Below are 14,001 nucleotides of genomic sequence, written 5' to 3' on the forward strand. Positions count from 1 at the left end.
CAAATACCTTCAATCAGAATTTATCTTTATATTCAGTCGGCGTAACTCCCACGTTTTTCTTAAAACTCCTGCTAAAATAATTCGGATCTGTATATCCACAGGAAATGCAAATTTCCTTAATGGATAGATCTGTATCTTCCAATAGCTTTTTGGCCTTATCAATTCGGATATTGGTAAGATACTCAATGAAATTAAGCCCATTTTCTTCCTTGAATATCTTACTGAAATAATAAGGTGAAATATTGACCACCCTTGAAACATCATCCAGCGATATGTCCTTATGGAAATTGTCATTGATGTAATTAAGGGCTGTTTTCATAATGTTATTGGAGCGCTCTTCTCTCTTGCTTATAACATTCTGACAGGCAGCTGACATTTTATCCATAAACCATTTTTTTATTTTTTCAGGGGATTCAAGCTCCATAATCTCAGGAAGATAGTTATTTCTTCCGGAGTAATGATATGTCTGACCGCCGTTCTGATAAGCCAAATGTTCAGCGTAAAGCGAAAACTCCAGCACTTTAAGTCTCATGGACATCAGATCTCCGTCACTTGCTCTTTGGCACATCCAGTCTGCATATTTCTCGGCATATACACATGTCGCATTCTGATCGCCTTTAGACACTGCATCAAACATTGGCTTTTCCAGATCCTTGGGATAATCATCTTCATATCCGCAGCTGATAGTAAGGTCATCAACGTGCGCAACAGAACCGGTAGTTGCTATCAGCGCATTTAATGCTTCCTTGTAAGACTCCGCAAGCTCTCTAAGAGGCTTTACTCCGCCAATTCCAACCCTAAAGCTTATTTCTGTCTTTTTCCTTAGAAACCTTGCCATTTCCCTCGCCCTGTCAATGAGCTCGGTTCTTTCGTTATAATCAAGGCTCTCCTTTTTAAGAGGTAAAAGAACTGCTATTTTATTGGCCATTACATTTCCAATCTTGCAGTCAAAGAAAGTTCTTACTCCTTCTCTTATTTCCTGATACTTCCCTGATATTTTTACGGAGCTTCCCACAGCGTTGGTCATGTGATTACCTTCCTGAGAATCTCCGCAGACTATCGCCAGCATACAGCCATAGTTCTCCTCTATGCCAAGTATTGTCCGGTAACTGTCTATGTCCTCTTCAAAATGTTCCTGAAGAAGAATGTCATAAATAAGCCCGTTTTCAATAATAGGCTCTACAGTCTCCAGCTTTTCTTTTATCAAAAGCTCATTGCTTCGCTTTTCTCTTTCAGAGTCAATCTGCTCCATGGCCTTTTTCAGAACGGTTATCACCTTCATTTTTTCCATGGGCTTTGTAATATACTCAAGAACTCCCAGCTTTATTGCCTCTTTTGCATAGTCGAACTTATCATAGGCAGACATAACGATAAATACGGTGTTTGTGCAAAAGCGCTTCATTTCCCTAATGGCATCGATGCCATTTATCCCCGGCATATGTATATCAATTACCGCAATATCCGGTCTGAAGTTCTCCGCCAGTTCTATTACCTTACGGCCTGTTTTGGCGTACTCCACCTGGCAAAGTGAGCCAAACTCTTTTTCAATTATGAATTTCATAGAGTCGATGACAATTCCTTCGTCATCAGCAATCATCACTCTGTACATCTTTTGCTCCCTCAAAAGGTATTGAAACTATAACCTCACAGCCACAGCCTTCTCCCTTGCTTAATATCTGCATAACCTCTTCACGCCCTGCAAACAGACGCAGTCTTGAAATAACATTGTCCATTCCTATTCCATTATTATCATATGCATTTTCATCACTGACATAACTTCCTGCCAGTATTTTCTCTATATTTTCTTTACTGATGCCCTTTCCGTTATCCTTAACGCTAAGACATATACATTTATCCTGCCTGTAGACCTTTAATACAATCTTCCCGTCTCCTGCCATCTCTCTGATTCCATGATTTACCGCATTCTCAACGATAGGCTGCAGTATCATACTGGGCATCTTGTAATTTAAAAGTCTTTCATCTATCTGCTTTTCATAGCCTATGTCCCCGGAAAAGCGAACATTTAAAATATGAATATAGTTGTCAACCAGCGTAACTTCTTCTCTTACGGTAACAAGGTCTTTTTGATTTTTTACATTATATCTGAAAAAATCAGCAACAGTCTGAACATATTCATAGGTTCTGTCCGCTCCCTCCATCATGGCAAGCTGTGCTCCCGCATTTAAGGTATTAAAAAGAAAATGCGGATTGATCTGTGCCTGCAGATATTTAAGCTGCGCATCCTTAAGATGGGCTTCCATCATCAGTTCTTTTTCCTGCATGTATCTCTCATTGGCCATGCTTATCTTCAGCTGCTCGATATAGTCTTTTATACTAATGATCATCTTGTTGAAAGCACCTGTAACTATTCCAACCTCATCACTGTAGGATACAGAAGGAAGTGATACATCAAAGTTTCCTTCAGCAATCTCATTGGCCGAATCCGAAAGGTTTTTAAGTGGCATTATCATGGCTCTTACAAAGCTGGTAATTATAATGACGTTACCTATCATTACAAAGGTCATAACCGCAACACCGATGATTTCAAAGGTTCTAAAGGTCCTTATAAGTGCTATAAACTCCTCTGAATTAATGACAAACAGTTCCAGATTAAGGCTTGTAATATAGCTTTGAATATCCTCGTAAAGTTCTGTCGAATCCTCATAGTAAGTGCGATACTTTTCGACATTTCTGCCTCTTTTTGACTCGATAGTCTGCTCTACCTTCTCCAAGTAGTTTTCTGACATATACTTGATATTTCGTTCCATTCTGTTAAAAGAAAAATCGGTGACTTTATCACCAAGTTCATCTGTCAGCTCTCCGTATTCCTGGGCGTTTATATAATAATTTTCCAGAGAGTCGCTGGTTTTGGAGCTTAAATACTCAGTCATGGAATCCTGAACTTTATTAAGAGCTGTTGACAGTTCATTCAAAGATCTGTTTCCCTCATATACCATCTCCATATCCTTTGACATGCTGTTTATTCCAAAGATCAAAAATAAATTAACCATGAAGATAATAAGATTTGCCAGAACACAGGCGCTTATAATCTTGGTCTGAAGGGGGCTGTTCAGGAACTTATTCATCCTCAGCCTCCTTTTTCAGGAACTTCTCGACATTGTTTTTATCTATGAGAGTTACATCGGCAAGATAGTACTCACTGGTGTTTCCAAACTCATAATAGTCCAAAAGCGCCGATACGCTGTACTCTCCAAGCTGCCTTGTATCGATTGAAACCGTGGCATAAACTCCCCCTCTGTCTATTGCTTCAACAATTTCTTTGGAATCGTAATATCCCAGCACATTAACTTCGCCGACTTTATTAAAATCAACAACTGCCTGATAAGCACAGGTAGTGTTAAGTTCATTCAGACACACAATTACATCAGGAACATCTTCTTTTAAAAATATATCCCTGATTGATTCCTCTGCTGAAAAAGCATTGGTATTATTAACTGCGATTATTGAAATATCAAACTCTGCGTCTGTAACGTTTTCTTCACTTATCGTATCCTGAATTGCCGAGATAATGATATTCTGCCCGGCGTTCTTGGTATCAGCATCAGCAAGTATCGCCACCTGAACCTTACCGGTCTGAACACTGTTTTCATCGCCCAAAATCTTTTCACGCCTGGTATCTTTAATAATATTTATGATCTGCCCCGCATACATCTTGCCAACGCTATATCCTCCAATTCCGACAAAGCTCAGCCTGTCGGAATGAGTGTTGTCTCCATAGAGAGTTACAACCGGGATTCCATTTTTTACTGCATCATTAATAAGAGCTGTCATGGAACTTGATTCATCTGCATAAACCATAATTCCGTCAACTCTGGATGCTGTGGCAATCTTCATAAGTTCCTCGCAGGAATAATCCTTTGACAGATCCATTCCCAAAAGATCTACATATATATCAGATTCTTTGGCTTTATCAAGGGCACCTTCATAAACTGACCGCCAAAAGTCCGATTTATAATTATCTGTTATCATCACAAAGTACTTGTCATAACTTTTGGCTTCCGTCTGTTTGGCAAGTCCCAATCTGTAAAAACTGAAGTACAAAGTCCCCCATATCAAAGTCAAAAAGGTGAATACCAATGTAAGCACTAATATCAGGTATTGCCTGCTTATTCTTTTTGAATATAAATCATTATGTTCTTCCATAATGATGATTTTATCAGATGGTCTATAGCAAAAAAAGTGGATTTTATTGTCATCAAATTCAAAAAATGACAATAAAATCCACATTATAAGATACGACCTTTTAGCTTAGATAACAGGCTATTAAAGTTTATTACGCATAAAGTGCTTTATTATTTCCGGGTGAAAAAATTGACGTAAATGTCGCCCCTCTGTCTTTATGATTCACATCACCGGATATATTCTTGTCAATTATTTCTGCTGCTATTTTACCAATTTCAGGATCAAACTGGCTGCCGCAGTTTCTGAGAATCTCTTCTCTTGCCTCTAAAGGAGATAACTGCCTTCTATAAGATCTGTTCGATGTCATGGCATCGTAGGCATCAGCAACGCAAATAATTCTGGGGATAAGCGGTATCTCCTGTCCTTTTAATCCATCAGGATAGCCCTTTCCGTCATATCTCTCATGATGCCATCTGGCGCCATATGAAATAAGCGGAATCTCTGTTATTGACGACAATATCTCATGACCGATTATAGGATGCTGTCTTATGGCTGCCATCTCTTTTTCATTGAGTTCACCAGGCTTACGAAGTACTGTGTCAGATACTCCAATCTTGCCTATGTCATGCAGCAAACCTGCCTGATAGATAATCTCAAGCATCTTGTCATCATATCCCATGGCCTCCGCAATTTCGCATGCGTATTCAGCAACTCTCACCGAATGCCCATTTGTATACGTATCCTTGGCATCAATTGCAGATGAAAGAGATTTAATGATCTGTTTGGTATAAATCACAAGTTTTTTATGTTCTTCAGCCAATGAATCTCTGTATGAATACATCTTGGTAATAAGATAGTCATTGATATACTGACTGTTAAGTACGTTATCAATTCTCCTGTTTAACACTTCCTGTGATAAAGGCTTTCTGATAACATCAGAAGCACCGATAGTCAAAAAGAATGCTTCCTTGGCAGAATCTTCAGGAATGAGAATAACCACAGGGGTATTTTCCAATACCGGATCAGACTTAAGCCGTGAAAACAGTGCAAAATAGTCGTTCCCCGGAAAATCAAGGTCCAAAAGTATCAGCGATGGACGAAGTCTCGACTTTAGGAGCGCTAAAGCTTCCCTTTCTGATTTCACAAAAACACAGTTCCTGTCCGCACTTATTAAATTGCGAATATTTTCCTGTTCAATTACATTAGAAGATATGCATAGCAATATCTGTGTGTCTTTTGAAAACATTTCTTCCCTTCAACAAATCTTTTTCTAATACTTAGAAATCTCCCTAAAAACGCAGATTTAAATATAGCAAAATACCTGTGAACAAATCAACAATATAATTGTGAAAAAAGTTCGAATTTTTCTATATTCTTATGTATCAATATAATTATTTATGCTCACAAAATAAAGGCAGGACAAACTATTCCACTTGCTTCTTATCAACCATTATGTATAATAGGAAAGTACTTTTTTACAACACAGAGGAAAAATCAATGAAGTATTTGAAACAGTTTCTAATTATTCTGGCAATCTCTCTTTTGGGAGAGGTCTTAAAAACTATTCTTCCATTGCCAATACCGGCCAGCATTTACGGAATGGTCTTTATGTTTATCTTTCTTCTCACAGGAATTTTAAAGCTCGATCAGGTTAAAGAGACAGGTAAATTTCTCATAGAAATCATGCCCGTTTTATTTATCCCTGCCGGCGTTGGTCTTATGTCATCATGGGATGTACTTAAGCCGGTTCTCATTCCCGTATCGGTAATAACCGTAATAACAATCTTTACAGTAATGGCTGCCACCGGATTAATATCGCAGATTATCATTCGCAGGGATAAAAGGAAGGAAACACTATGAGCGAGTTCATGCAAAACAGCGCCTACGCTGGCGTAACTATCAGCCTTATTTCCTATGCTCTTGGAAATACCTTGAAAAAGAAGACGGGTATCGGACTTTTCAATCCGCTTCTTATATCAATAATTGTGACAATGCTTTTTTTACTGGGATGCAGAATTGATTATGAAACCTACAATGAAGGAGCCAAATATTTAAGCTGGCTACTTACACCTGCAACAGTTTGCCTCTCCATTCCATTATATGAAGAATGGGAGCTTCTGAAAAATAACGCAAAAGCTGTGATAATCGGCATATTTTCAGGTGTTATGACAAGCCTTGTTACAGTATTTGCACTTGCCAAGCTCATGGGACTTTCTCACGAAAGCTATGTAACCCTACTTCCAAAGTCCATCACTACAGCCATTGGTATGGGTGTTTCTGAGGAACTTGGAGGCTACGTAACCATTACTGTAGCAGTCATCGTAATCACCGGCGTTTTAGGAAATATCCTTGCTGAACTTATTTTTAAAATGTTCAGAATACACGAGCCTATCTCCAAGGGACTTGCTCTTGGCACAGCTGCCCACGCCATTGGAACCGCCAAAGCCATGGAAATCGGCGAAGTGGAAGGCGCCATGAGTTCCCTCTCAATCGCTGTAGCCGGTATTCTCACTGTAGTGCTTGCATCAGTATTTGCAGGGCTTATTTGACACTTGCCCTATTTTAACGCCAAGTACATAGGTGTGATCTTATCTGGAATGGAGTTTGATCACGTCTTTGATTGGATAATAGAACTGCAGCTTCTATCTTTACAGGTCAAATATACTCATCTGTGAATATTTTTCAGGCAGTTCATTCATAAACTTAAAGCAATCTTCGGGCCTTGACAATATGTCGTTGGCTTTGCAGGTTTTTTGAAATAATTCTTCCAATTCTTTGGCTCTGGGACTCGGCAATTCATACGCATTTCCATAGCTCTTGATGTAGCGTTCTTTCATTCCGGGAAAATGCCTGTCAAGAGCAGCAAAATAGTATTCTCTGTCGCCCTCCCTAAGCGTCAATCCCATACCAAAATTAATAATGCCTTTTACTCCTACCTTGATGCATTCATTCAAAATAGACATAATATTTTCTTCAGTATCATTGATGAATGGCAGGATTGGTGTCAACCACACAACTGTCGAAATGCCCCTATTCTGCATTTCTTTCAAAACTTCTAACCGCCGTTTGGTAATGCAGACATTAGGTTCCAATATTCTGCACAGGTCATCATCCCAGGTTGTTAGTGTCATCTGAACCACACACTTTGCAGAGCGGTTTATATCATCCAGCAAATCGATATCCCGAAGGATACGATCCGATTTTGTCTGTATCGCAACTCCGAAACCGTATTGTAATATGATTTCAAGGCACTTCCTTGTAAGTTGTAACTCTTCTTCACAATGCATATACGGATCAGACATTGATCCGGTTCCAATCATTTTCTTTTTTCTTTTTGAACGAAGGGCAGATTCCAATAGCTCCGGTGCATTCTGCTTAACCTCAACATCTTCAAAAGGATGCTTAAACTGATAGCACCGGCTGCGACTGTCACAATAAATGCAGCCGTGGGAACATCCTCTGTAAATATTCATTCCTAAATGACCTCCGTTGCCGGTCAGTATCCCTTTAGCATCAACAAAATGCATGTTTTCTGCTCCCATTCGATGATCTCAGATAAGTTTACTGTTTCTTGATAATAGCTTGCTAAATATCTACCACATAATTATATCTATGTATTTAACTGATTTCAAAGCAAATGCTCCCTGATCAGTCTCTCTGCAACAGAAGTATTGAGCGCATAGCTCGATGATTCATAAGTTAGTATAAGCCTTTGTCCGGGAATTATATTGTTTCTGGTGTATAGGTCAATTTTTCTAATGGCCTTCTCGACATATTCGATGTCATCCATTCTTCCCTCGTGCTCCCAATAGACTTCTTCAAATGTCTTTTTACTTAATAATGTGAAATCGGGATAGACAATTCCATATCCCTTTAATCTCAGTGGACATTCATACTTATACTCAATACCCATCACTACATGAAAACTTTACAGGCAGCTTCTATTTCTGAAGACAATTACTTTAACAATCTACTGGGAAATGACATCGTAAAGATTGCTAAAGATATTAGAGACGCACACGGCAAGGATGCGGAAACCGGTGATATGACTACTCCCGTTGATGATATCCTTGACTCAATTGAAGAGTTAAAGACTGCCGACAATGCAACGCAGGCCCAAATGGTCATGTATAGCAAACTCTTCAAAATCAATTTTACCAAGATGGATTCCTATGAGTTTAAGACCTTTACCGACATCCTGCAAAGATACTCAGATCTTTGTAAACCGGTAAAGGGAAATGGACGCGGCAAGAGAAAAAGGTAGTACAAAGTCTATAGATTTTTCCAGATACCGGTCGCAATCTCTTTTCATATAGTAAAAGTGCACTCGTACCTACTATTACGTAAAGTACAAGCGCACACTAATTTTCTATTGATTATTATACATTCATAACAAGTTCAATTTCATCTTCATCCTCAACTCCCGTAGCGGAAAAACCAATACTTTCATATAGTGCTTTAGCTATGTGATTTTTTTTATTGCAGGTTAATGCAATTCTACAAGTATCAGCGAATGGTTTTGTCTTTATATACGCGATGACTTGATTAAGCGCAGCTCTACCATAACCATTCCCCTGCTGAGATTCATCAATCATCATATGCCAAATATCATACTCCGGTATATCAAAATCATATATCACCATGACATACCCAATCATCTTTTCATCAGCATATATCCCAAAGGGCTGGCATTGATTTCTATATACATAAGCCTGTGCTAAACTTCGTATTGGATGAGAAACGTACTCCTCTTGTCCTTTAGCTAACTTGAGATTAAATGCATCTACAAAATTCTCCTCATTAATTACCTTCAAACTAATCATAGTTTTCCTCCATAAATATTCTAGTTAACTGATTCCTTTAAGCTTGTATGAATATCTACGAAAGCCATGACTCTTTTTCAATAAAAAAGCCGTGGCAAAAGTCCACGGCATCTAATCATAATAAATTAAACAAAAATCACCGAGGTCTTCATGAGATATTCAGATAAAATATTCATTCTAGTTATCATCATAATGAAGCACCTCCTCTCTCAATAATGAAAGTTTATTACAACAATTACAAAGCTGTCAACAAAATACTTTCCGGTTCTGTAAAAAGTTTTAATACCCACTCCTTACATAGCGGAATATATTTTCTCAATAACCGGAGCTTTATATTCAATGTATTTATCAATATCCTCCGGATACAAGGACGCAGCCTCCATCTTAATTTTACTGTATTCATCTACAGCCTCTGGATGTACTCTGAGATAATCCCTGAATGCCAGATGCCTTTTCAATTCCAAAGACTCCTCGGGGCACACATATAAATGATGTTTCTGTAAATGCTCTTTACCTTCATATGCAAATGCCTCTCTTCCAGGTATTCCAAGATTACCTTCATGAATGTAGCCAATATTTTTCAAAGCTAATATCGCATCATTAATTCTTTCTTTTGTTACTACAACATCGATATCTATAATTGGCTTAGCAGCCAATCCTTTAACCGATGTACTGCCGACATGCTCAATAGAAATAGCAAGCTCTCCGAGTGCCTGGCTAAGTTCAGTTTTTATGACAATAAAGTCCTGCTTCCACTTTTCATCATATGGAAGTACAACAACATGTTTTGTTCTCATTAAGCTATTTCTCCATCATTTTAATTGCATCATCCAATGAAATACAGTCAGCAAATCTCTTTGGCCACATCATTTCATTGTAATATTTATAAGTCGTTTCGCCATCCATATAATCATTATCAAACGTAGAGTTTGTTCCCTTTGGAATGATTACTCTGTATCCTCTTTCAAAAGCTGATTTCACAGAGGCATCAATACAAAAGTTAGTCTGAAGCCCCACAATCATAAGTACCTTGTCTTTCTGTTCATCAAGATACGTAGCAAGATCTTTATTTCCGAAACAACTGTTAATCTCTTTTACAAAAATCTTCTCCCCAGCTTCCGGAGCAACTTGATCAGCTATCTCAAAATCTACATCACCAATAGAAAATCCTGTCCCGGGACCATCATTATGTTGAACATAAATAACCTCAACGCCGTTCTTCCTTGCAGCATCAATGATACTTATCACATTCTTTAAGAAGCCAGCAAAATCATATAATCTTTCGTCCGTAATTCCCTTTTGTATATCTATTACAATGAGCTTCACCTGATATTCCTCCAAGTCCAATCAATAATTACTATTGTACAATATGCTGTAATTTATAGTTCTTTCGTATAGTAATATCTAGCTCCGGTGTATGGATATTCTTGCAACGAGAATACCTCTTTATAACCAAGTTTCGAATAAAATCCAGGTGCTTGGAAGGAAAATGTATCAACAAAGGAATATTTACAGCCTCTCTTAATTGCCTCATTTTCAGCAGTTGCAATCAGTTCTTTTCCCACGCCATGTCCGCGAAGTCTTTCCGAAACAAATAGATAATGTATACATAACCAATTGCCAAAAATATCTGCTGTAAGGCCTGCTTGCTTATTTCCATTTTCATCCTCAAGATAAATTCCTAATGGTACATCCTCTGACTTCTCTCGCTTGCTAAGATTGTAATCTTTTAGCATTTTATAGATTTCTGCTATATCTTTTTCATTACCATCATTAGCAATACGAAACTCCATAGTCTACCTCCCTAGTTGTATCTACCTTTACGTTGATATGATGTTTTGCTTCATGAAGTTTGGACAATAAACATACAGTCTCCACATGCGCTACTACCGCTATTAATTTAAACATACTGCGTAGATACTGGGCCCAGGTATGTTCACCCCTTTTTACATAGTTTGGAGTGAAGGGGTTAAGAAATAGCGGACAAATAAAGCCCATTTACCCCATGATTTTTCTTAACTCTTCAGGAAGAACAGCGATAATAGCATCTTTGTTTTTTCCTTCAATATAATAGGGCTTTAACTGGCTTTTATCATATTTCTTAATACTATCATCAGCAGTTGCTGTAATGAGCAGATCAGTAAAATACCTCTCCCAGCTAAAGAACTCCTTGCTTTCAATATACTTCTCCGGCTCAGCTAATATAGCATCCAAATCCTTTATTCCAATTACTCCCGACTTAAGAATTAGCCATTCGAATGACTCAGGGAAATAAAGCATTACATCTTTTCTGCTCTTTGCTATAGTAGTCACCTTGGCAACATAAGCGCCAAAGGCTGCTCCATCAGCAATTACAATCACTTTCTTATTTTCTTCGGCATCCTCAATTCTACCTACAAACTGTGAGTTTCCTTCTACACTCACACACTCACCTTGCTTACACGCCTTAGAAAAGAACTGATATCCAGACTTTGAATCTTCTACTAACAACAAAACTTCTTTATCCAATGCCTCATTTGAATCATTATAAATTCTGTAAAACTCATGGTAGACTTGCTCTGGATAGTGATATTTACCTGTTGTTCTTATGCCATAAATTTCCTGAACACTATATGGTAAATTATACAGAGGCTGTCTTGTAATCAAGACAAAATAATTCGAAGAAGCCTGTACCAACTCCGCAAAATCTTTGGAATAAATAAATTGATAATCTTCATCGATAAATACTATACTATCTTGATAAGCTTCCAAAATAGTCTTCCAAAGACCTGCATCTCCACCAAATACCACACATGGAACATCTGACTGCAGACTAATGCCACTTTCTTTTCCAAATCTTGAATGTGTCCCCAAAAGGTCCAAAAGTGTAGTCTTTCCAGATGCGCTATCCCCTTGAATAACAGTAATATTCCTCTTTATATCAAATTCGTATTTTAGCCTCTTTGATTCAACAACTACATGATGTTTATTCTTCATATGTATAATACTTCCTGGTCATCAAACATATTTTAATGCTTCATGCATATAATCCTTGGCATTTGTTACCTTGATATTCTCATTAAGAATTTCGATTTCTATATCGCCGCAATCATCAAAAGGCATGTAATATCTAAGATTTACGGTAATATCTTCTCTTCTTCCAATCTCTATAAGCCATTTTGCACAGTTCTCGCCGCAGCTTGTGGCATTGAAAACCAGATCCGGTCTTTTATAAATGCAAATAAGAGTCTGCAATCCACCTGAAAGTTTCTCTGGTGGAATTGGTCCCAAAACATCACTTTCTATCAGCTGCCCTCCCTTATAATGTGACTTATCAATATCTGTCATCATCTCTTCCACAAAAGGGTCTGCCAGCCATTCTTCATCATAATTAAATCTAAACCATGATGGTCCATGCATTACATCTTCTTTTTCACCAAAATATATTCTCAGCATATTTGTTCACCTGATAAATGAAGTCTCTTTATTTCCGTATATCTTATGATATTATAGCATCATTTCTCCTATCATCGAAACTATATCATTTTTACACATGTCCAAAATGGTTGTTGCCCCAAATGCAACAACCACTAATCTCAGCATATATTTAATTTGTTGAAAATCAGTTTCATAACCGGAGAATGTTACATCAGCATTTAAAAACTTTTTATCAATGTATTTATCCACTGATATATGTCCCTTGGTCCCAAGTACTGTCATATAAGAACATAGTACATTATCGATCCGATGTATAAATGCAATCTGAGATTTTTTCTTTAAGGATTTCTGATGCTCTGTCAAAAATCCAAGGTTTTAAATGTATATCTGGGCTTACAAGTACTTTCATTGTTTTATTGTTCCTTCCAACATTCGTTTATTACTAAAAGGCCAACATGCTTTTCTCTAAGTATTATAGCAAGAAATTATCAATCATTTTCTTTATGGTTCTATCATTAAGCACTATGTTTGATGTCTCAAAGGTAAGCATTAGTCTATCCCCGGGTATTATTCCATTATAAATATATGAATTAATCTTCCTTACTGCTTTTTCGGAGTATTTAGGATCATCCATTTTTCCATCATGCTCCCAATATACTTCTTTTCCTGTCTTGCGACTGAGAATTGTAAAGTCCGGATACACCACCCCATAGCCTTTTAAGACAATAGGGCATTCATATTTGTATTCAATTCCCAAATCGAATAAAGTATCTGCGATCAGCTTTTCTGACTTTGATCTTACCCTCTCTCCTTTTTTGGTATATATTTCAGGTGCACCTTCCTCAAACTCTTTCCCTGTATATGGGATTGCTTTCCAATCAGCCACTTTCTGCACCCATGTCTTTTCAACAGGTGTAACCAGAGCCTGCCTATTGACGTTCATATTGGTATAGATAAGTTCAAGCTCATCTTCCGAATACTCTTTACTAATGATCTGGATTTGCTTAAGTCTCCTATCTACCAGCTTTTTCATCTTCTGGTCATAAGACTTTTGAGCCAGTCTTCTAACAAGAGGCATATCCTCTTTCTTTAGGTATTCTCCTTGTTTTTGATACTTACCATCCTTTTCTTTGCAATGCATGTACTGAATATGTTTGCCGGATGATGTTATCCTAAGATTGCCTTCAGGCACTTCAACAAGTCTTTTATCTACACCCTGTTTGATTGTCTTTAGTCTTTTCTCTTCTGCAATTAAGTATTTCTTTAGTCCTATCATTTTTTATTTCTCCTTTTTGTTTTTTACTTGTTTCTTTTTTTACTTGTTTCCTTTTTTTATTTGTTTCTTTTTTTATTTGTTTCTTTTTTTATTTGTTTCTTTTTTTACTTGTTGTTTCTATTGCTTATTTTTTCTTTTACTTTCTGTTTTTTCACCAGTCATACTGCCACTATGCAGCCATCAGCCAATATAGGCATTGCAATTATCAATAAAGTGAACCCCATGTCAAGGACACACGCATTATTTTTTGGCAGTATTTATTGCCAATGCTGATGGTAGTTGATTGGTTACCTTATAGTGATAGTATTCATTTGGTGCCATACCTTGTAGCTGCACCTGATA

17 protein-coding genes are annotated in these 14,001 nt (G+C 37.5%); 3 read left to right on the forward strand and 14 right to left on the reverse strand.

Going from position 1 to position 14,001, the window contains the following annotated elements; translation table 11 throughout:
* Positions 1-13: 13 nt before the first annotated feature.
* The 4 genes from J6O61_RS08990 to J6O61_RS09005 form a co-directional block, all read right to left on the reverse strand.
* Positions 14-1,609 (reverse strand): helix-turn-helix domain-containing protein, encoded by a 1,596-nt coding sequence (locus J6O61_RS08990; protein WP_292212145.1) that lies wholly within the window; start codon positions 1,607-1,609, stop codon positions 14-16.
* Positions 1,587-3,086, reverse strand: coding sequence for a sensor histidine kinase (locus J6O61_RS08995; RefSeq protein ID WP_292212147.1), 1,500 nt, complete (start codon positions 3,084-3,086; stop codon positions 1,587-1,589). Before J6O61_RS08995 ends, J6O61_RS08990 begins: the two co-directional genes overlap by 23 nt.
* Entirely contained in the window at positions 3,079-4,164 is a 1,086-nt protein-coding gene (locus tag J6O61_RS09000) for a sugar ABC transporter substrate-binding protein (protein WP_292212148.1), read from the reverse strand. The genes J6O61_RS08995 and J6O61_RS09000 overlap by 8 nt, the downstream gene beginning before the upstream one ends.
* Before the next feature lie 130 nt (positions 4,165-4,294).
* Positions 4,295-5,389, reverse strand: coding sequence for an HD domain-containing phosphohydrolase (locus tag J6O61_RS09005; RefSeq protein ID WP_292212150.1), 1,095 nt, complete (start codon positions 5,387-5,389; stop codon positions 4,295-4,297).
* Between the two features lie 251 nt (positions 5,390-5,640).
* Here J6O61_RS09005 and J6O61_RS09010 point away from each other — a divergent pair, with 251 nt between their 5' ends.
* Together J6O61_RS09010 and J6O61_RS09015 are read left to right on the forward strand one after the other, a co-directional pair.
* Positions 5,641-6,003, forward strand: coding sequence for a CidA/LrgA family protein (locus J6O61_RS09010; RefSeq protein ID WP_292212152.1), 363 nt, complete (start codon positions 5,641-5,643; stop codon positions 6,001-6,003).
* Positions 6,000-6,692 carry an LrgB family protein gene (locus J6O61_RS09015; protein WP_292212153.1) on the forward strand — a complete coding sequence of 231 codons (693 nt, stop codon included), beginning with the start codon at positions 6,000-6,002 and terminating at the stop codon, positions 6,690-6,692. The genes J6O61_RS09010 and J6O61_RS09015 overlap by 4 nt, the downstream gene beginning before the upstream one ends.
* Positions 6,693-6,791: 99 nt before the next feature.
* Here the strand turns inward: J6O61_RS09015 and J6O61_RS09020 are convergent, their stop codons facing one another.
* Both J6O61_RS09020 and J6O61_RS09025 read right to left on the reverse strand, forming a co-directional pair.
* Positions 6,792-7,670 (reverse strand): SPL family radical SAM protein, encoded by an 879-nt coding sequence (locus tag J6O61_RS09020; RefSeq protein WP_292212186.1) that lies wholly within the window; start codon positions 7,668-7,670, stop codon positions 6,792-6,794.
* Between the two features lie 101 nt (positions 7,671-7,771).
* Entirely contained in the window at positions 7,772-8,056 is a 285-nt protein-coding gene (locus J6O61_RS09025; protein ID WP_292212155.1) for a hypothetical protein, read from the reverse strand.
* Between the two features lie 6 nt (positions 8,057-8,062).
* Here J6O61_RS09025 and J6O61_RS09030 point away from each other — a divergent pair, with 6 nt between their 5' ends.
* Entirely contained in the window at positions 8,063-8,407 is a 345-nt protein-coding gene (locus J6O61_RS09030; protein WP_292212156.1) for a hypothetical protein, read from the forward strand.
* A 115-nt stretch (positions 8,408-8,522) separates the two neighbouring features.
* Here J6O61_RS09030 and J6O61_RS09035 read toward each other — a convergent pair whose 3' ends face one another.
* The 8 genes from J6O61_RS09035 to J6O61_RS09070 form a co-directional block, all read right to left on the reverse strand.
* A complete protein-coding gene (locus J6O61_RS09035) occupies positions 8,523-8,966 on the reverse strand; it encodes a GNAT family N-acetyltransferase (RefSeq protein WP_292212157.1) in 444 nt (147 codons plus the stop codon).
* Positions 8,967-9,259: 293 nt separating this feature from the next.
* The gene (locus tag J6O61_RS09040) at positions 9,260-9,763 is read right to left on the reverse strand and encodes a GrpB family protein (protein WP_292212161.1); all 504 of its coding nucleotides are present in this window, start codon (positions 9,761-9,763) and stop codon (positions 9,260-9,262) included.
* 4 nt (positions 9,764-9,767) lie between these two features.
* The gene (locus J6O61_RS09045) at positions 9,768-10,292 is read right to left on the reverse strand and encodes a cysteine hydrolase family protein (RefSeq protein ID WP_292212163.1); all 525 of its coding nucleotides are present in this window, start codon (positions 10,290-10,292) and stop codon (positions 9,768-9,770) included.
* A gap of 53 nt (positions 10,293-10,345) precedes the next feature.
* Positions 10,346-10,759 carry a GNAT family N-acetyltransferase gene (locus tag J6O61_RS09050; RefSeq protein WP_292212173.1) on the reverse strand — a complete coding sequence of 138 codons (414 nt, stop codon included), beginning with the start codon at positions 10,757-10,759 and terminating at the stop codon, positions 10,346-10,348.
* A gap of 205 nt (positions 10,760-10,964) precedes the next feature.
* On the reverse strand, positions 10,965-11,942 hold the full coding sequence (locus tag J6O61_RS09055) for a translation initiation factor 2 (RefSeq protein ID WP_292212175.1): 978 nt from the start codon (positions 11,940-11,942) through the stop codon (positions 10,965-10,967).
* Positions 11,943-11,963: 21 nt separating this feature from the next.
* Positions 11,964-12,401, reverse strand: coding sequence for a DUF4869 domain-containing protein (locus J6O61_RS09060; protein WP_103868526.1), 438 nt, complete (start codon positions 12,399-12,401; stop codon positions 11,964-11,966).
* A gap of 51 nt (positions 12,402-12,452) precedes the next feature.
* Positions 12,453-12,665 carry a hypothetical protein gene (locus J6O61_RS09065; RefSeq protein ID WP_292212179.1) on the reverse strand — a complete coding sequence of 71 codons (213 nt, stop codon included), beginning with the start codon at positions 12,663-12,665 and terminating at the stop codon, positions 12,453-12,455.
* Between the two features lie 190 nt (positions 12,666-12,855).
* On the reverse strand, positions 12,856-13,659 hold the full coding sequence (locus J6O61_RS09070; RefSeq protein ID WP_292212181.1) for a hypothetical protein: 804 nt from the start codon (positions 13,657-13,659) through the stop codon (positions 12,856-12,858).
* Positions 13,660-14,001 lie beyond the last annotated feature (342 nt).

It is taken from the genome of Butyrivibrio sp., assembly GCF_017635265.1.
In the GTDB taxonomy this organism is placed as follows: Bacteria; Bacillota; Clostridia; order Lachnospirales; family Lachnospiraceae; genus Butyrivibrio.